The 16,130-nt window shown below is 63.1% G+C and carries 23 protein-coding genes; 13 read left to right on the plus strand and 10 right to left on the minus strand.

The genetic code is table 11. The annotated features are described in order from the left end of the window. Positions 1-181: 181 nt before the first annotated feature. The 5 genes from FJ430_RS19820 to FJ430_RS19840 are packed head-to-tail and all read right to left on the minus strand — an operon-like array spanning position 182 to position 2,372. Positions 182-514, minus strand: a complete 333-nt coding sequence (locus FJ430_RS19820; protein ID WP_319022985.1) for a hypothetical protein — start codon at positions 512-514, stop codon at positions 182-184. Between the two features lie 25 nt (positions 515-539). Continuing rightward, positions 540-1,142, minus strand: a complete 603-nt coding sequence (locus FJ430_RS19825) for an ATP-dependent Clp protease proteolytic subunit (protein ID WP_140708697.1) — start codon at positions 1,140-1,142, stop codon at positions 540-542. 20 nt (positions 1,143-1,162) lie between these two features. Further along, positions 1,163-1,636, minus strand: a complete 474-nt coding sequence (locus FJ430_RS19830) for an SRPBCC family protein (RefSeq protein ID WP_140653001.1) — start codon at positions 1,634-1,636, stop codon at positions 1,163-1,165. Next, on the minus strand, positions 1,633-1,947 hold the full coding sequence (locus FJ430_RS19835; protein ID WP_140708699.1) for an ArsR/SmtB family transcription factor: 315 nt from the start codon (positions 1,945-1,947) through the stop codon (positions 1,633-1,635). The genes FJ430_RS19830 and FJ430_RS19835 overlap by 4 nt, the downstream gene beginning before the upstream one ends. A 44-nt stretch (positions 1,948-1,991) precedes the next feature. Continuing rightward, positions 1,992-2,372, minus strand: a complete 381-nt coding sequence (locus FJ430_RS19840) for a cupin domain-containing protein (protein WP_226891794.1) — start codon at positions 2,370-2,372, stop codon at positions 1,992-1,994. Positions 2,373-2,566: 194 nt separating this feature from the next. Between FJ430_RS19840 and FJ430_RS19845 the strand changes: the two genes are divergently transcribed. From FJ430_RS19845 to FJ430_RS19855, 3 genes are read left to right on the plus strand one after another with little or no spacing between them, the layout of a single operon-like run. Continuing rightward, a complete protein-coding gene (locus FJ430_RS19845) occupies positions 2,567-3,085 on the plus strand; it encodes a single-stranded DNA-binding protein (RefSeq protein WP_140642880.1) in 519 nt (172 codons plus the stop codon). Between the two features lie 34 nt (positions 3,086-3,119). Beyond that, a complete protein-coding gene (locus FJ430_RS19850) occupies positions 3,120-3,518 on the plus strand; it encodes a DUF2306 domain-containing protein (RefSeq protein ID WP_140708701.1) in 399 nt (132 codons plus the stop codon). A 30-nt stretch (positions 3,519-3,548) separates the two neighbouring features. Beyond that, positions 3,549-3,986, plus strand: a complete 438-nt coding sequence (locus tag FJ430_RS19855; protein ID WP_140708703.1) for an OsmC family protein — start codon at positions 3,549-3,551, stop codon at positions 3,984-3,986. A gap of 22 nt (positions 3,987-4,008) precedes the next feature. Here FJ430_RS19855 and FJ430_RS19860 read toward each other — a convergent pair whose 3' ends face one another. From FJ430_RS19860 to FJ430_RS19870, 3 genes are all read right to left on the minus strand, one after another. Beyond that, entirely contained in the window at positions 4,009-4,638 is a 630-nt protein-coding gene (locus FJ430_RS19860; RefSeq protein ID WP_140642873.1) for a MarC family protein, read from the minus strand. 94 nt (positions 4,639-4,732) lie between these two features. After that, entirely contained in the window at positions 4,733-5,110 is a 378-nt protein-coding gene (locus FJ430_RS19865; RefSeq protein ID WP_140708705.1) for a VOC family protein, read from the minus strand. Positions 5,111-5,143: 33 nt separating this feature from the next. Next, positions 5,144-5,674 (minus strand): hypothetical protein, encoded by a 531-nt coding sequence (locus FJ430_RS19870; RefSeq protein WP_140708707.1) that lies wholly within the window; start codon positions 5,672-5,674, stop codon positions 5,144-5,146. Between the two features lie 85 nt (positions 5,675-5,759). On the opposite strand from FJ430_RS19870, the gene FJ430_RS19875 reads away from it, so the two are divergent. Beyond that, positions 5,760-6,587, plus strand: a complete 828-nt coding sequence (locus FJ430_RS19875; RefSeq protein WP_140708710.1) for a helix-turn-helix domain-containing protein — start codon at positions 5,760-5,762, stop codon at positions 6,585-6,587. A gap of 385 nt (positions 6,588-6,972) precedes the next feature. Continuing rightward, positions 6,973-9,762, plus strand: a complete 2,790-nt coding sequence (gyrA, locus tag FJ430_RS19885) for a DNA gyrase subunit A (RefSeq protein ID WP_140708712.1) — start codon at positions 6,973-6,975, stop codon at positions 9,760-9,762. 51 nt (positions 9,763-9,813) lie between these two features. Here the strand turns inward: gyrA and FJ430_RS19890 are convergent, their stop codons facing one another. Next, the gene (locus tag FJ430_RS19890) at positions 9,814-9,966 is read right to left on the minus strand and encodes a hypothetical protein (protein ID WP_140708714.1); all 153 of its coding nucleotides are present in this window, start codon (positions 9,964-9,966) and stop codon (positions 9,814-9,816) included. Positions 9,967-10,157: 191 nt separating this feature from the next. Here FJ430_RS19890 and coaD point away from each other — a divergent pair, with 191 nt between their 5' ends. The 7 genes from coaD to tgt all read left to right on the plus strand — a co-directional run bounded on the left by coaD (position 10,158) and on the right by tgt (position 15,095). Beyond that, on the plus strand, positions 10,158-10,658 hold the full coding sequence (gene coaD / locus FJ430_RS19895; RefSeq protein WP_140642862.1) for a pantetheine-phosphate adenylyltransferase: 501 nt from the start codon (positions 10,158-10,160) through the stop codon (positions 10,656-10,658). 77 nt (positions 10,659-10,735) lie between these two features. Further along, entirely contained in the window at positions 10,736-11,266 is a 531-nt protein-coding gene (locus FJ430_RS19900; RefSeq protein WP_226892244.1) for a peptidylprolyl isomerase, read from the plus strand. Between the two features lie 31 nt (positions 11,267-11,297). Next, on the plus strand, positions 11,298-11,810 hold the full coding sequence (locus FJ430_RS19905) for a peptidylprolyl isomerase (RefSeq protein WP_040987166.1): 513 nt from the start codon (positions 11,298-11,300) through the stop codon (positions 11,808-11,810). Between the two features lie 10 nt (positions 11,811-11,820). Next, positions 11,821-12,267 carry a DMT family transporter gene (locus FJ430_RS19910; RefSeq protein ID WP_140708718.1) on the plus strand — a complete coding sequence of 149 codons (447 nt, stop codon included), beginning with the start codon at positions 11,821-11,823 and terminating at the stop codon, positions 12,265-12,267. Next, positions 12,267-13,349, plus strand: a complete 1,083-nt coding sequence (gene queA / locus FJ430_RS19915; RefSeq protein WP_140708720.1) for a tRNA preQ1(34) S-adenosylmethionine ribosyltransferase-isomerase QueA — start codon at positions 12,267-12,269, stop codon at positions 13,347-13,349. Before FJ430_RS19910 ends, queA begins: the two co-directional genes overlap by 1 nt. Continuing rightward, on the plus strand, positions 13,342-13,968 hold the full coding sequence (locus tag FJ430_RS19920) for a hypothetical protein (protein ID WP_140708722.1): 627 nt from the start codon (positions 13,342-13,344) through the stop codon (positions 13,966-13,968). Before queA ends, FJ430_RS19920 begins: the two co-directional genes overlap by 8 nt. Continuing rightward, the gene (gene tgt, locus FJ430_RS19925) at positions 13,965-15,095 is read left to right on the plus strand and encodes a tRNA guanosine(34) transglycosylase Tgt (protein ID WP_140708724.1); all 1,131 of its coding nucleotides are present in this window, start codon (positions 13,965-13,967) and stop codon (positions 15,093-15,095) included. The genes FJ430_RS19920 and tgt overlap by 4 nt, the downstream gene beginning before the upstream one ends. 84 nt (positions 15,096-15,179) lie before the next feature. On the opposite strand, the gene FJ430_RS19930 is transcribed toward tgt, so the two are convergent. Next, positions 15,180-15,599, minus strand: a complete 420-nt coding sequence (locus FJ430_RS19930) for a DUF4864 domain-containing protein (RefSeq protein ID WP_140708726.1) — start codon at positions 15,597-15,599, stop codon at positions 15,180-15,182. A 216-nt stretch (positions 15,600-15,815) separates the two neighbouring features. Between FJ430_RS19930 and FJ430_RS19935 the strand changes: the two genes are divergently transcribed. Further along, on the plus strand, positions 15,816-16,052 hold the full coding sequence (locus FJ430_RS19935) for an Lrp/AsnC ligand binding domain-containing protein (RefSeq protein ID WP_040995065.1): 237 nt from the start codon (positions 15,816-15,818) through the stop codon (positions 16,050-16,052). The last annotated feature ends 78 nt before the right edge of the window (positions 16,053-16,130 follow it).

Raw genomic sequence — 16,130 nt, forward strand, 5'->3', positions numbered from 1 at the left:
GAACGCCGGCAGTCCACTCCCGGCTAAAGTTGGATTTCAGATCCATGAAGCCCCATCCATCTGCACAGCAGGGATGGGGCTTACATTTTTGCGCTCTTGCGTACTTTGGCCTGCATCGTCACCCGGCGCCGACTGTGCTGAGGGGCACCACCCAATCGGACAAATTTCCGGGGCAGGACGCTCAGTGGTTCGGCAGCTTCATGCCGCCCGTCGCCATGTCGATCGTTATGCTGCCGCCGATCCTGAGATCGGTGTTGCCGATCCTGAACGAGCCGTCGTTGCCGGCCGGCAGGGCGTCATCCGGTTCCGGCTGCGGCGCCCGCTTGGCGATGCGGTAGTCGTCGCTGACGCCGGGCAGCTTCTGCGATGAGCTGTCGTCGGCAAGCGCGGCGCCGGCCGTCAGCGCGCCGGCAAGCGCGGCGGCGGCAACGCACAAATGTCTGGTTTGCAGCAGCTTGGGCATGCCCGAACTATAGAGGCGCGGCTGGATCGATGCCAGACGCAGGACGATCAATTTGCCGCGCGTCCGGCCCGCGATATCAGGCAGCTTTCTTGCGCGTGTCGTAGACGTGGTCGACGAGACCCCAGTCCTTCGCTTCCGCGGCGCTCATGAAATAGTCGCGGTCGAGGGTGCGCTCGACCTCCTCATAGGTCCGGCCGCAATGCTTGGCGTAGAGCTCGGTCATGTGCTGCTTGGTGCGCACGATGTCCTCGGCATGGCGCTGGATGTCGGAAGCCTGGCCCTGGAAGCCGCCAAGCGGCTGGTGCAGCACGATGCGGGTGTTGGGCAGCGCGATGCGCCGTCCCGGGTTGCCGGCCATCAAAAGGAAGGAGCCCATCGAGGCGGCAAAACCCATGCACACCGTCGACACCGAGCAGGAGATGTATTGCATGGTGTCGTAGATGGCGAAGCCGCTGGTCACCATGCCGCCGGGCGAGTTGATGTAGATGGAGATCTCCTTGTCGGGATGATCGGATTCCAGCGACAGGAGCTGCGCGCAGACCAGCGCCGAGACGCTGTCGTTGATTTCCCCGTTGATGAAGACGATGCGCTCGCGCAGCAGCCGCGAAAATATGTCGAAGGCGCGTTCGCCGCGGCTCGACTGCTCGATCACCATCGGCACCAGATTGGCAATGCTCATCGCTTTTCTCCTCGATCTGATCAGGCCGCGCGCAGCATCATGCAGGGCGCATTGGCGGCGATTGGATTTTTGCGCGCATCGAGCGAAAGACCGCAGCCGGCGCCCGAGATGGCGACGAGAGGCTGCGCTGCCTGCGCGAAGCCGTCATGGACGATGCTGAGATGCGTGCCGCCGGAAGCGGTGCGCGCCAGCGTGAAGGTGACGATGCTGTCGAAGGCCGGGAGTTCGCCATCGTCCGCGCCAGGCCGCTCGCGCCAGGAATAGCGCAGCAGCCTGCCGGGCTCGGCCTCGAGCACCTCGCATTCGATCGGCGCATCCGGGCCGGCAAAAGCGAAGCGGCTGCCGGCTTCCGCCTTCATGTCGTTCGGCATCATCCAGGCGGCGAGCAGCTCCGGCTCGGTCAGTGCCCGCCAGACTTTTTCCGGCGGCTCGGGGAGGTCGCATTCGAAGCTGAGCGGCGCCTCGGCCGCTGTCGGGTTCCCTGCTTTGGTCATTGGTCCAATCCCTTCAGAACGGTCTTCAACTTCTCGATGCGTTCCGGCCAGAAGGCGCGGTAGCGTTCGATCCAGCCGAGCAGCGGGTCGAGCCCTTGCGGATCGGCGCGGTAATAGGCGTTGCGACCGGCGCGCCGCTCGACCACCAGGCCGGCGCCGCGCAACACGGCAAGGTGCTGGGAGACCGCCGGCTGCGACACGCTCATGCCGGCGCGCAGTTCGCTCACGCTCATCTCGCCGGCGGTCAGCCGCTCGTAGACGGCGCGTCGCGTCGGGTCGGCCAGAGCGCGGAAAATCTCTGCTTCGATCATGATAGAAGCATAAGTCGATACTTATTGATTTGGCAAGTGTTGTTTTAAGATGTCCAGCGTCTCACCGGCGCCGCGGCTCCGTCGAAGCTTGCCTCGAACACCGGCGATGCGAGCACGGCTTGGATGTGAAGCGTGCCGGAACCGACGTTTCGAAAGCCATGTTTGCAATGCGCGGGAATGATCAGCGAGTGCCCGGCCGTGAGCACGGCGCGTCGGTCGTCGATCCACATTTCGGCTTCGCCGGCAATCACCGTCAGCACTTCCTCGACCGTGTGCGCGTGCGTCGGCGCGCCGGTACCTGATCCGACCCACTGCTCGAATATACAAAGGCCGGTCGCGCCATTGATGGCGGCAACATGCATGCGGGTTTCGACTCCGGCTCGCCACGTTTCGCGCGGCTGATCCTCATGCGAAACAATGTTCATTCCGATGTCCCCCTTGTTTCCTGCGCAAGAATACTACCTGTTGCTGACATTCCTTGACAGAGGCTGCGGCCAGGACTAGAACGAAAAGAGAACAAAAACCTTGTGGGAAAAGCCAGCCTGTGCGGGCGGCGGCGACCCACAGGCTGTAAGGTGAGCGACTTAAAATTTGTTTCGGATGAGCGCGGAGAAGTAACATGGCGGGTAGCGTCAACAAGGTCATTCTGGTCGGCAATCTTGGAGCGGATCCTGAAATCCGCCGCCTGAATTCCGGTGATCCGGTCGTCAACATTCGCATCGCCACGTCGGAAAGCTGGCGCGACAAGAACTCGGGCGAGCGCAAGGAAAAGACCGAGTGGCATAACGTCGTCATTTTCAACGACCAGCTCGCCAAGGTGGCCGAGCAGTATCTGAAGAAGGGCATGAAGGTCTATGTCGAGGGCCAGCTGCAAACCCGCAAATGGCAAGACCAGACCGGTGCCGACAAATACACGACCGAGGTCGTGCTGCAGAAATTCCGGGGCGAGTTGCAAATGCTCGACGCGCGCGGCGAGGGCGGCGGCGGCCAGGTCGGCAACTATTCCGGCGGCGGCAGCAGCCGTGGCTCGGATTTCGGCCAGTCCGGTCCGAATGAAGGCCGTGGCGGCGGTGGCGGTTCCAGGGGCGGCGGTGGCGGCGGCTCGTCGCGCGAGCTGGACGACGAGATCCCGTTCTAAGCGTCTCGAAACGGTCGTCTGAAGGGAAGGCGCGATGTCGCTCGGACCGCTTCTGTCGGCGCCTCCTCCCATTCCATGGCATGCATTCGCGGCCTTCGCCGCGCTCGCCGTGGGCGGCGCCCAGCTGGCGCTGCCCAAGGGCAATACGCGGCACCGGGTGATGGGTTATGCCTGGGTGACGCTGATGCTGGTCATCGCCATATCCAGTTTCTGGATCCAGCAAATCCGGCTCATCGGCCCGTTCAGTCCGATCCATCTGTTGTCGATCCTGGTGTTGGTCACCGTGCCGCTGGCGGCTTGGTATGCGCACACGCATAAGGTGGCCGCGCATCGCGGCGCCATGATCAAGCTCTATCTGTTCGCGCTGGTCGGCGCCGGCATCTTCACGCTTCTGCCCGGCCGGATCATGCATGCCGTCGTGTTCGGACAGTAGGGCGGCAGGAACCTCGTAAGGAGGATCAACGTGAAAGCACGCATCAAATGGGTCGAGGAACGCACCTTCGTCGGCGAATCCGGCAGCGGCCACAAGGTCGTGCTGGGCACGGCGAATGGGCCGGAAGGCCGGACACCCGGACCGAGCCCGATGGAACTGGTGCTGATCGGTACCGGCGGCTGCTCGGCCTATGATGTCGTCCACATCCTCGAGAAGGGCCGGGAGGCGGTCGAGGATTGCGTGGTCGAGCTCGACGCCGACCGGGCCGAGGCCGATCCAAAAGTGTTCACGCGCATACACATGCATTTCATCGTCAAGGGCCGCGCCCTGTCGCACGACAAGGTGAAACGCGCGATCGACCTGTCGATCGAGAAATACTGCTCGGCCAGCGCCATGATGGCGAAGACGGCGACCATCACGCATGATTTTGAAGTGGTCGAAACGGCGGCAGTAGGTAGTAGGCAGTAGGCAGTAGGCAGTAGGGTACTGCTCAAGCGGCCATCAGCGCCCTGACGCCGTCGGCCACGAACTGCACCGCCAAGGCCGCCAGGATGACGCCCAGGAGCCTGGTCAGGATCGAGCGGCCGGTCTGGCCGAGGATGCGGTCGATGCGTTCCGACAGCACGAACACCAGATAGGTGATGACGAGGCAGAGGAAGATGATGCTGACCAGCGCTGCCTGGGCGGCAAAGCCCTCGAAATGTCCCGACAAGAGCACGGTTGCCGAAATGGCGCCGGGGCCGGCGATCAGCGGGATCGCCAGCGGGAAGGCGGCGATGTTGTGGATCATGTCCTTGGTGATGGCGACGTCGCCGATCTTTTCCTTGCGGTCCTGGCGGCGCTCGAAAACCATCTCGAAGGCGATGAAGAACAAGAGAAAACCGCCGGCGACGCGGAAGGCCGGCAGCGTGATGCCGAACACCGACAGGATCGAGGCGCCGGCGATCGCAAACAGCGCCATGACCAGGAAGCCAATCACCGAAGCGCGCACCGAGACCTGCTGACGCTCCTCGCGGTTCATGCCGCGCGTCACGGCGAGGAAGAGCGGCGCCAGCCCCGGCGGGTCGATGGTCACCAGGATGGTGACGAAGGCGTTGAACAGGCTGTCGAAACTCGGCATCGCTGGTCCCCTCCCGCCGGGCGAAGCCCAGACTCTGCAATTGGTAGAGCAAAGCCCAGGCGCTGGAAACAGCGCTGAAGGGGAAAACAGCCGGCTATTCGGGCCTGCCGCAAAAGGCTTCCAGGCGGTAGCCGTCCGGGTCGATAACGAAGGCGGCGTAGTAGTTGTCCCCATAGGCCGCCCGGAGCCCGGGCGCGCCGTTGTCCTTGCCGCCTTCATGCAATGCCGCGGCGTGAAAGGCGTCGACGCTGGCGCGCGTCGACGCTGAGAAACAGAAATGCAAGCCAGACTCCGCTTCGGCCGGAACCGGCCATTCGGCGTCGTTCACCCAAAGCTGGACTGTTTGGGCGCCATAACCGAGGGAGCCGGGCGACTGGCTGAGACAGGAATAACCGAGCGGCTCGAGCGCGGCATCGTAGAAGCGTTTCGAAGCGCCGGCGTCGCGGACACCGATCGAGACATGGTCAAGCATTGTTTCCTCCATGATTTACAATTGGTTGATCGCTCAGGCTGGAGTCGTGCGGCGGGCCAGGAATTCGACCTCCATGCGCCAGGTCGCGCCGCGGTCTTGCGAGCGTTCGCCGAGCCAGCGGAACGAGTTCCCGGTGATGCGCGAAAAGCTCCAGCGCACCGACGCGCCGGTGCCGTCGGCGCCGACCTGGACGATGGTGTCGTCCTCGGCGCGGCCGAGCTGCCGGCTGTAATACTGGTTGCGCGGATCGCTCCAGAAGATGTGCCAGGCGTCGGCACCGGAATCGTAGACGCGCAACGTCGTGCCGTAGAAGGTCCATGGCCCGAGCGACGGGGAGGGGCCGGCGTCGCGCGCGGGCAGGATCCAGACGTCCTGCACGGCCCTGCCTTCGAGAACCCAGCCGAAATGCACCTCGCCGCGCCCGGTGAGCGTGGTGCCATCCTCGAGGATGCGCGTGGCGTCGAAGGTCCAGGCGCCGATGAAGCGGCCATAGAGCTTCAGCTTTTCGGCAAGATCCGGATTGGGGCCGTTGCTGTGCAGGGCCTCGGCAAAGGGATCGGTCATTGTTGCTGCCTCGTTTGTCAGGAGAGGGCGAGCAATAGCGGCATGGCTGGGTTCTTCGCTTGGGAAAAATTGCTATCCTTCAGCCATGACCACCGCGCAGAAAACTCTGGCTTGCGGACATGGCTGGCAGGTGTCCGACGTGATCTGCACGGCAGTCGCCGGCGACAGGCCGTTCGAGGAAGAGCATCGGAGCTTCTGCGTCGCCGCGGTGACCAGGGGCACGTTCCGCTATCGCACGAGCCAAGGCACGGCGATGCTGGCGCCGGGCGCCATCCTGCTCGGCAATCCCGGCGCCTGCTACGAATGCGGGCATGAGCACGGCGCCGGCGACCGCTGCCTCTCCTTCCATTTCTCGCCGGCCTATCTGGAGCGCGTCGTGGCCGAACTGCCGGGCGCGAAGCGACTGGGCTTCGCCGATCCGCGCCTGCCGCCCTTGCCGGCGCTGGCGCCGCTACTGGCCGAGGCGGAGGCGGCGCGAGAAACCGGTGACGACGGAGCGTTCGAGGAACTCGGCCTGCGCATGGCCGGCGCGGTTGCCGCGGCTGCGACAGGCTCCTCCGGACCTACCCGGATACCCAGCCGTCGCGACCAGAAACGCGTTGCCGAGGCGGTGCGGCTGATCGAGCTCAATGCCGAACGGCCGCTGTCGCTGACCGAGCTTGCCGACGGCACGGCGACCAGCCCGTATCATTTCTTGCGCATTTTCCGGCACGTTGCCGGCATGACGCCCTACCAGTTCCTGCTGAGGACGAGGTTGCACCGTGCCGCGGTGCAACTGCGCACGTCAAATGCCGCGATCTCGACGATCGCTTTCGACGCCGGTTTCAACGATCTGTCGACCTTCAACCGCCGGTTCCGGCGCGAGATGGGGAAAGCTCCCGGCGCCTATCGCGCCCGCCGCACGGGCCGATGAGGTCTGTCGCTGTCAGCCGGATTTTTCGTCAGTCCGATGTCGGGCCGCACCAGCCCGGCAGGTAATCCGCGTCCTTACCTTTGGCCAGAACGAGCGCTTGCTTCATCGCCTTGTCGAAGTTCTTCACGGTCTCTGACACTCCAGCCGCTCAGCGCCCGCAAAGGCAACCATGAGGCCAGGTTCATTGCGCTTGCGGTTTTTGCCCGATCCATCGCCGACCTTGCCGCACGACGGCGAAAACGACTGTGGCCATATCGTCGCAATCAGCGGTATCCATTTGAAATTACCATCAAAATTGTCTCTGGAAAAGTCCGGCCGACATTGGAGTTTCGGCAAGGCTTCCTATATAAGCATGCAGTGATTCCCGACTGGATTGTGACCTGATTTGACCGACCAGAAGACACCGCGCGGGCCTGATGGTGGCCCCACCGGCATCGAGCCGATTTCGATCATCGAGGAGATGCAGCGCTCCTATCTCGATTACGCCATGAGCGTGATCGTCAGCCGCGCGCTGCCCGACGTGCGCGACGGCCTCAAGCCCGTGCATCGCCGCATCCTCTACGCCTCGCATGAGAGCGGCTACCACTGGAACCGCAAATATGTGAAGTCGGCCCGCCCGGTCGCCGACGTGATGGGTAAATACCATCCGCATGGCGACGCTTCGATCTATGATGCGCTGGTGCGCATGGCGCAGGACTGGTCGTTGCGCGTGCCGCTGATCGACGGTCAGGGCAATTTCGGCTCGATCGACGGCGATCCGCCGGCGGCGATGCGCTACACCGAGTCCAGGCTTACCAAGGTCGCGCATGAGCTGTTGGAGGACATCGACAAGGAAACTGTCGATTTCCAGGATACTTACGATGCGTCCGGCAGCGAGCCCAAGGTGCTGCCGGCCCGTTTCCCGAACCTTCTGGTCAACGGTTCCGGCGGTATCGCCGTCGGCATGGCCACCAACATTCCACCGCACAATCTTGTCGAGGTCTGCAACGGCGCCATCGCTCTCATCGACAATCCGGCGATCGACCTGACGGCGCTGATGGAGATCGTGCCCGGTCCGGATTTCCCGACCGGCGGCATCGTGCTTGGCCGTTCGGGCATCTACAACGCCTATTCGACGGGCCGCGGCTCGATTGTCATGCGCGGTCGCGTCGAGATCGAGCAGCGCGGCAATGACCGCGAATCCATCGTGGTCACCGAGATTCCTTATCAGGTTAACAAGGCCTCGATGATCGAGAAGATGGCCGAACTGGTGCGCGACAAGCGCATCGAGGGCATTTCCGACATCCGTGACGAGAGTGACCGCCAGGGCTACCGCGTCGTCATAGAGTTGAAGCGCGACGCCGTGGCCGACGTCGTCCTCAACCAGCTCTACCGCTTCACGCCGCTGCAGACCTCGTTCGGCGCCAATGTGGTGGCGCTCAACGGCGGCAAGCCGGAAGTGCTGACGCTGATCGACATGCTGAAGGCCTTTGTCGGCTTCCGCGAGGAAGTCGTCAGCCGCCGCACCAAATATCTGCTTCGGAAAGCGCGCGAGCGGGCGCATGTGTTGGTCGGTCTGGCGATTGCCGTGGCCAATATCGACGAGGTGATCAAGCTGATCCGCACCGCGCCGGATCCACAGACGGCGCGCGAGCAGTTGATGGAGCGGCGCTGGCCGTCACACGACGTCGCTCCGCTGATCCAGCTCATCGACGATCCGCGCCACCGCATCAACGAGGATGGAACCTATAATCTGTCCGAGGAACAGGCGCGCGCCATCCTTGACCTGCGCCTGCAGCGCCTGACCGCGCTCGGCCGCGACGAGATCGCCGACGAATTGAACCAGATCGGCGCTGAAATCGTTGATTTCCTTGATATTTTGTCGTCGCGCGCGCGCATACAGCAGATCGTCAAGGATGAGTTGGTCGCGGTCCGTGACGAGTTCGGCACACCGCGCCGGACCGAGCTGACCGACGGCGGTTCGGATATGGAAGACGAAGACCTGATCCAGCGCGAGGACATGGTCGTCACCGTCAGCCATTCCGGCTACATCAAGCGTGTGCCGCTCTCGCTCTACCGGGCGCAGCGCCGCGGCGGCAAGGGCCGCTCCGGCATGTCGACCAAGGAAGAGGATTTCGTCACCCGCCTGTTCGTCGCCAACACGCACACGCCGGTGCTGTTCTTCTCCTCGCGCGGCATCGTCTACAAGGAAAAGGTCTGGCGGCTGCCGATCGGCAACCCGCAATCGCGCGGCAAGGCGCTGATCAACATGCTGCCGCTCGAGCAGGGCGAGCGCATCACGACGATCATGCCGCTGCCGGAGGACGAAACCAGCTGGGGCGAACTCGACGTTATGTTCGCGACCACGCGCGGCACCGTGCGCCGCAACAAGCTGTCCGACTTCGTCCAGGTCAACCGCAACGGCAAGATCGCCATGAAGCTGGAGGAAGAGGGCGACGAGATCCTCGGCGTCGAGACCTGCACCGACAATGACGATGTGCTTCTGACTGCGAATTCCGGCCAGTGCATCCGTTTCCCGGTCTCCGATGTGCGTGTCTTCCAGAGCCGCAATTCCGTCGGCGTGCGCGGCATAACCATGGCCGAGACCGACCGCATCATCTCGATGTCCATCATCGAGAATGTCGATGCGTCACCCGCCGAGCGCGCCGCCTATCTGAAGCGCGCCGCGGCCGAGCGCCGGCTTGCCGCCGGCGGCGCAGCCGAGGAGGAAGAGATTGCGCTCACCAATGAGGAAATCGGTGAGGAAGCCGAGCTTTCCGAAGAGCGCTACGAGTTCCTCAAGGCGCATGAAAAACTTGTGCTGACGGTGACCGAGTATGGCTACGGCAAGCGCTCGTCTTCCTACGATTTCCGGCTGACGGGCCGCGGCGGCAAAGGCATCCGCGCCACCGATGTGTCGAAGGTAGCTGAGATCGGCCGGCTGGTTGCGACCTTCCCGGTCGGCAATGACGATCAGATCATGCTGGTTTCGGATGGCGGCACGGTCATCCGCGTGCCGGTCAACGGCATACGCTTTGCCAGCCGGGCCACCAAGGGCGTGACGATCTTCAACACGGCCGAAGGCGAGAAGGTCGTGTCGGTGGAGCGGATTTCGGAGCCGCAGGCCGACGATGAGGTCGAGGAGGTGTCTTCGAGCGAGACTGGCGCGGACGACGATATGGGCGGGAGCGAATAGGCTTTCATCCGGCTTAACAGGCCCTTTGGGCCGGCTCGGTCATGGTGGAGATCAGTGGCGACGATAAACGTTGCGATGGGCGAGACCATCGAGCCGCTTGGTGTTGGCCTTGACGCGCACCCGCGCTGCTTCCTGATGCAACCCAAATGCGGTCGCGATCAGCATCACGATGGTCATTGCAGTGGCAAGCATGTAGATCAGCATTTGCGTGTTCTCCTGGACTTACAACGATGACATGGGGATTTGGTTTCACCCCTTGAAGCGGCAACTTAGTGAACGCTGCGTGAAATGTTCGTGATCGTCGCATTCATCTGTCGTTCATCGGCGCGAAAAGGTTCACGGCCGGGCAATCGATGGGATTTGCCTTTGTTCGAGAGGCTCGCTAGAAGCCTGCCATGACCGAACGCACCGCCCTTTATGCCGGCTCCTTCGACCCGCTGACCAACGGCCATCTCGACGTGCTCAAGGCCTCGCTGGCGGTGGCCGACACCGTCTATGCGGCGATCGGCACCCATCCGGGCAAGAAGCCGTTGTTTTCCTTCGAGGAACGCGTGGAGCTGATCGAGGCGGCAACCAAGGCCGAGTTCGGCCGCGACGGCGGTCGCATCAAGGTCGTTTCCTTTGATGGCCTTGTCATCGACGCGGCCCGCAAGCACGGCGCCTCGATCATGATCCGGGGGCTGCGCGACGGCACCGACCTCGATTACGAAATGCAGATGGCGGGCATGAACGAGACGATGGCGCCGGAGTTGCAGACGGTTTTTCTGCCCGCCAGCCCGTCCGTGCGCACCATTACCGCCACACTTGTGCGCCAGATTGCGTCGATGGGCGGCGACATCCGTCCTTTCGTGCCAGCGGCCGTCGCCGGCGCTCTCACCGCCAAGTTCACCAAATAGGCTTTCCGGAGATTCCTATGCAGCTGAAGAAGCTCGCTTCGTTCCTCGTCGTGCTTGCCGGCCTTTTCGCGGCATCCATGCCGGCCGTCGCCGCCGACAAGGAAAACACCATGATCATCACGCTGAAGGACGGCGACGTGACCATCGCGTTGCGTCCCGACCTGGCGCCCAAGCACGTCGCGCTGATCAAGAAGCTGGTGCGCGACGGCGCCTATGACAACGTCGCCTTCCATCGCGTCATCGACGGCTTCATGGCGCAGACCGGCGATGTCAAATTCGGCAATATGAAGAAGGGCTTCAACCCCGAAGCCGTCGGCACCGGCGGTTCCGATCTTCCCGACCTGCCGGCCGAGTTCTCGCAGAGCGAGCAGTTCACGCGCGGCGTGATCGGCATGGCCCGCTCGCAGGATCCGAATTCGGCGAACTCGCAATTCTTCATCATGTTCGCGCCGGCGCCGAACCTCGACGGCCAGTACACCATCGTCGGCAAGGTTGTCGGCGGCATGGACCTCGTCGACAAGATCAAGAAGGGCGACGAGGCCGACAACGGCACGGTCACCGACCCCGACCGCATGATCAAGGTTCGCATCGCCGCCGACGGCAAATAACTCCCTCAATTTTCAAAAGGATTTTTGTGACATGGCTGAGATCAAGGACCGCGAGAACGCGCTCATCATGGAAACGACCAAGGGACAGGTCGTCATCGAAATGTATCCTGAATTGGCGCCCGGCCACGTTGCCCGCATCAAGGAGCTGGCGCGCGAAGGCGCCTATGACGGCGTGGTGTTTCACCGCGTCATCGACGGCTTCATGGCGCAGACCGGCGACGTCAAGTTCGGCAATTCGAGCAAGCCCACCTATGCGCCGTCGCGCGCGGGCATGGGCGGCTCCGACAAGCCGGACCTGAAGGCCGAATTCTCCAACGCCAATCACGGACGCGGCGCCTGCTCGATGGCTCGGGCACAGAACCCGAATTCGGCGAATTCGCAGTTCTTCATCTGCTTCGACGATGCCGCCTTCCTCAACCGCCAGTACACGGTGTGGGGCCAGGTCATCGAAGGCATGGAGAATGTCGACAAGATCAAGCGCGGCGAGCCTGTGCAGGATCCCGACAAGATCGTCTCGCTGAAAGTCGCGGCAGACGTCAAGTAAGGGCGGAACGATGGGCGCTGTCTGGTCCCTGCTCGGCATCCTGTCCGGCGCCTTCATCGCCATCCAGGCGCCGATCAATTCGCAACTGGCGCGCGGCCTCGGCCTTCCCGTGGCCGCCGCGGCGTTCTCCTTCCTGTCCGGTGCCATTGTGCTTGGCATCATCTCCATCTCGGTGGTGAGGCTGCAGGGCATCGAGCTCGACTGGAAGGCGCCGGCGCCATGGCTGTTCGTCGCCGGCGGTATGCTCGGCGGCTTCTATGTGACGCTGTCGACGATCCTCACGCCACGTATCGGCGCCGCAGCGCTGATGGCCTTCCTGGTCGCCGGCCAGCTGATCGCCGGCATGCTGATCGACCGCGCCGGCTTCCTTGGCGTGGCGGTGCGCGAAATCTCGCTTGGCCGTGTCGCCGGCGCTGTGCTCTTGCTTGCCGGGGCGCTGCTCATTCGGCTCTACTGATGCGCGTCGACCTGTTCGACTTCGATCTGCCGGAAGAGCGCATCGCGCTTCGCCCGGCTGAGCCGCGCGACAGCGCCAGGCTCCTGGTCGTCAAACCGGGCGAGACGCCGCAAGACCGCCTTGTCGGCGAATTGCCGCCGCTGCTTCGCGAAGGCGACGTGCTGGTGTTCAACGACACCAAGGTCATCCCAGCGCAGCTGAAGGGCATGCGCAGGCGCGGCGAGGCGGTGGCGCAGGTCGAGGCGACGCTGCACATGCGGGTGGCGCCGGACCGCTGGCAAGCCTTCATGCGGCCGGGCAAGCGCATCGCCGCCGGCGACCGCATCCATTTCGGCCATGACGGCAATTCCTGCTTCCTCGGCCAGCTCGACGCCACGGTGCTCGAAAAGGGCGAGGCGGGCGAGGCGCTGCTCGGTTTCGACCTTTCCGGACAGTTCCTCGACGAGGCGCTGCATGCCGTCGGCCATATTCCGCTGCCGCCCTATATCGCCTCGAAGCGCGACGACGACGAGCGCGACCGCGCCGACTACCAGACCATCTATGCCCGGGAAGAGGGCGCGGTCGCTGCCCCCACCGCCGGCCTGCATTTCACGCCGGAGCTGTTTACCGCGCTGGACGCCAAGGGCATCGAGCGCCGCTTCGTCACGCTTCATGTCGGCGCCGGCACTTTTTTACCGGTGAAGGCCGACGACACGGCCGACCACAAGATGCATGCCGAGACCGGCTCGGTGAGCCCGGAAACGGCGGCGGCGCTCAACGCGGCCAAGACGCGGGGAGGGCGGATCGTCTGCGTCGGCACGACGTCGCTGCGCTTGCTTGAGAGCGCAGCGCGCGATGACGGCAGGATCGAGCCCTGGTCCGGTCCGACCGACATCTTCATCACGCCCGGCTATCGCTTCCGCACGGCCGACATGCTGATGACCAATTTCCATCTGCCGCGCTCGACGCTGTTCATGCTGGTCTCGGCCTTCAGCGGGCTGGAGACGATGCGCTCGGCCTATGCGCATGCCATCGAGAACCGTTACAGGTTCTATTCCTATGGCGACGCCAGCCTGCTTTACCGGGGGGACAACGGTGGCTGAGATAAGGTTCGTTGATAAAACTTTGTTTGGCGAATGGGATGCTTTCCCGCGATCGCCTGGTGAATATTACATTGGGAAAGAATTGCTTCTGACCTGGGACGAAATGCGCTCTCGCGCGGAATGGTGTATGGAAGATCTTCCATACACTGACAATCTTCTTTTGGAGGACGAAGATCATCGCCTGCTCAGAGATTGTATGTCGTCATACATTTTTGGGCTGTATGCAGCCGCGGTCATTTCGGCAGACGCATTTTTAGAGCGCATCATCACGGATGTCGTCGAAACACATGGTAAGAGACCCGCGAAGGTAGGTTTCGGTGGAACTCTCGCCACATTCGGCAAGCTTGGATTAGTGGACAAAGCTATATTCGAGCGCCTGCAGCATCTGCATTCGGTACGTAATAATCTTGCGCACGAGAAGGGTCCAGATCATGAAATGAGGATTTTTCGGAGAGCGTTGGCACGAAGAACTCGTGCTGAGCATCTTTTGGATACCGATGCGAAAGAAGCGATCTGCTTGGCCTACGGACTCGCTGGAAAACTGATCCGAAACTTCCCAAGGCTGGCATTGCCAGGCGTTGGCACACCAAGAATATATCGTTCACATTACAAGCAATGACAGACACTTTTGCCTTCCATCTCATCGCCACCGACGGCAAGGCGCGGCGCGGCCTGGTCTCGATGCCGCGCGGCGAGATCCGCACGCCGGCCTTCATGCCGGTCGGCACCGGCGGCACCGTCAAGACCATGTATATGGACCAGGTGCGTGGGGTCGGCGCCGACATCATCCTCGGCAATACCTACCATCTGATGCTGCGGCCGGGCGCCGAGCGCGTGGCCCGGCTTGGCGGGCTGCACGAGTTCGCGCGCTGGCCGCATCCGATCCTGACCGACAGCGGCGGCTTCCAGGTCATGTCGCTGTCGAAGCTCAGGAAACTGACCGAACAGGGCGTCACCTTCCGCTCGCATATCGACGGCGCGCCCTACGAGATGTCGCCGGAGCGATCGATCGAGATCCAGGGACTGCTGGATTCCGACATCCAGATGCAGCTCGACGAATGCACGGCGCTGCCGGCCAAGCCCGAGGAGATCGAGCGCGCCATGGAATTGTCGCTGCGCTGGGCAGAGCGCTGCAAGGCGGCGTTCGGCGACCAGCCGGGCAAGGCGATGTTCGGCATCGTCCAGGGCGGCGACAGCGCGGCCTTGCGTGTGCGCTCCGCTCAAGCCCTGAAGGAGATGGACCTCAAAGGCTACGCCGTCGGCGGGCTGGCGGTCGGCGAGCCGCAGTCAGTGATGCTGGAGATGCTCGACATCACCTGCCCAGAACTGCCGGCCGACAAGCCACGCTACCTGATGGGCGTCGGCACGCCGGACGATATCCTGAAATCGGTGGCGCGCGGCATCGACATGTTCGACTGCGTGATGCCGACCCGCGCCGGCCGCCATGGCCTTGCCTACACGCGGCGCGGCAAGGTCAATCTCAGGAACGCCCGCCATGCCGACGATCCGCGGCCGCTCGACGAAGAAAGCGACTGCCCGGCCGCGCGCGACTATTCGCGTGCCTACCTGCATCACCTGGTGCGCTCGCAGGAAGCGCTCGGCGCCATGCTGCTGACCTGGAACAACCTGTCCTATTATCAGAGGCTGATGCAGGACATCCGGGCGGCCATCGAGGCGCAGGCTTTTGAAGCGCGCGCCGCCGAGATCACCGAAGGCTGGGCGAGGGGCGATATCCGGGCGCTATGACGCCGCATTGTTCTGGCGCAATTCCGGACGGAAGGCCACGGCGAAGACGCCGAGCCCAACCGCTCACACTTTTCCTGGAATTGCTCAGGTGCTGACCGAAGTCGAAGCGCGCAGGCTGCAGCCGGTGATCTTGAAACTGCCGTCCGCCTGCTGCTGCAGCGTGTAGACCGCCTCATAGTCCTTGCCGTCGGGTCCGACGATCAGCACCTGCTGGACGATCGAACCCGGCCCGGTCTGCTCGACCTTGCCGAAGGAATAGGACTGGGGCTTGCGCACCGGCGCGTAGCCGTTCGTCACCATGTTCATGAAGGTATCCACGGTCGGAAAGATCTGCTTCACGTTCGGCGCGGCGAAGCTGTAGGCGGTGGCGCCGTCATCGGCGATGAAGGCTTTCAACTGGCTGTCGATGACTGCCTGCGCGGTCTTGATCTCGGCATCGCCGGCAAAGGCAAGCGAGGCTATCCACATCGGAACAAGAGCTAGTGCGAACAATATGCGGCGCATGGGCTGCCTCCCGGAACTCGCTTGGCGAATGCAATCTAACATACGCGCTTCGATGCCCGGCGGTTTCATCCCTTCGCAAGATTTCGCCGTTTCGACGCCGGAGCGCCCTGCTTAGGCGGTCGTCAAGAACGGCGCGCGCCGGCTGATGCTTGAAAGCCGGGCGGCAGTCTGCCACAAGGGCCGCTTAATCGTGAAGCAGGCTGGCAGGACCGGGCAATGAAGGCATTTTTCGTGCAGATCAAGTGCGACCTGGGCAAGTCCTATGAGGTCGCCAGCGCGCTTGCCGATGCCGAGATTGCCTCCGAGATCTACTCGACCGCCGGCAATTACGACCTGCTCGCCAAATTCTATATCGACGACGAGGAAGACGTTGGCCACTTCGTCAACGAGCGGGTGCAGATTCTGCCTGGAATCAAGGACACCTTCACGATCGTGACCTTCCGGGCGTTTTGACGGACCTGGCGATGCCCCGCCGGGAAGCAGCAACTGACCCGGCCTGGCCGCTCATGCCTTAAATTTAGGCAATTCGCA

It is taken from the genome of Mesorhizobium sp. B2-8-5 (assembly GCF_006440675.2).
GTDB lineage: Bacteria > Pseudomonadota > Alphaproteobacteria > Rhizobiales > Rhizobiaceae > Mesorhizobium.

Bases quoted from the DNA above. Each gene is read 5' to 3' on its own strand.
- FJ430_RS19825 (WP_140708697.1), bottom strand. From the start codon at position 1,142: ATGAGCATTGCCAATCTGGTGCCGATGGTGATCGAGCAGTCGAGCCGC.
- FJ430_RS19830 (WP_140653001.1), bottom strand. From the start codon at position 1,636: ATGACCAAAGCAGGGAACCCGACAGCGGCCGAGGCGCCGCTCAGCTTC.
- FJ430_RS19835 (WP_140708699.1), bottom strand. From the start codon at position 1,947: ATGATCGAAGCAGAGATTTTCCGCGCTCTGGCCGACCCGACGCGACGC.
- FJ430_RS19840 (WP_226891794.1), bottom strand. From the start codon at position 2,372: ATGAACATTGTTTCGCATGAGGATCAGCCGCGCGAAACGTGGCGAGCC.
- FJ430_RS19845 (WP_140642880.1), top strand. From the start codon at position 2,567: ATGGCGGGTAGCGTCAACAAGGTCATTCTGGTCGGCAATCTTGGAGCG.
- FJ430_RS19850 (WP_140708701.1), top strand. From the start codon at position 3,120: ATGTCGCTCGGACCGCTTCTGTCGGCGCCTCCTCCCATTCCATGGCAT.
- FJ430_RS19860 (WP_140642873.1), bottom strand. From the start codon at position 4,638: ATGCCGAGTTTCGACAGCCTGTTCAACGCCTTCGTCACCATCCTGGTG.
- FJ430_RS19865 (WP_140708705.1), bottom strand. From the start codon at position 5,110: ATGCTTGACCATGTCTCGATCGGTGTCCGCGACGCCGGCGCTTCGAAA.
- FJ430_RS19870 (WP_140708707.1), bottom strand. From the start codon at position 5,674: ATGACCGATCCCTTTGCCGAGGCCCTGCACAGCAACGGCCCCAATCCG.
- FJ430_RS19875 (WP_140708710.1), top strand. From the start codon at position 5,760: ATGACCACCGCGCAGAAAACTCTGGCTTGCGGACATGGCTGGCAGGTG.
- FJ430_RS19890 (WP_140708714.1), bottom strand. From the start codon at position 9,966: ATGCTGATCTACATGCTTGCCACTGCAATGACCATCGTGATGCTGATC.
- coaD (WP_140642862.1), top strand. From the start codon at position 10,158: ATGACCGAACGCACCGCCCTTTATGCCGGCTCCTTCGACCCGCTGACC.
- FJ430_RS19900 (WP_226892244.1), top strand. From the start codon at position 10,736: ATGCCGGCCGTCGCCGCCGACAAGGAAAACACCATGATCATCACGCTG.
- FJ430_RS19905 (WP_040987166.1), top strand. From the start codon at position 11,298: ATGGCTGAGATCAAGGACCGCGAGAACGCGCTCATCATGGAAACGACC.
- FJ430_RS19910 (WP_140708718.1), top strand. From the start codon at position 11,821: ATGGGCGCTGTCTGGTCCCTGCTCGGCATCCTGTCCGGCGCCTTCATC.
- queA (WP_140708720.1), top strand. From the start codon at position 12,267: ATGCGCGTCGACCTGTTCGACTTCGATCTGCCGGAAGAGCGCATCGCG.
- tgt (WP_140708724.1), top strand. From the start codon at position 13,965: ATGACAGACACTTTTGCCTTCCATCTCATCGCCACCGACGGCAAGGCG.
- FJ430_RS19930 (WP_140708726.1), bottom strand. From the start codon at position 15,599: ATGCGCCGCATATTGTTCGCACTAGCTCTTGTTCCGATGTGGATAGCC.
- FJ430_RS19935 (WP_040995065.1), top strand. From the start codon at position 15,816: ATGAAGGCATTTTTCGTGCAGATCAAGTGCGACCTGGGCAAGTCCTAT.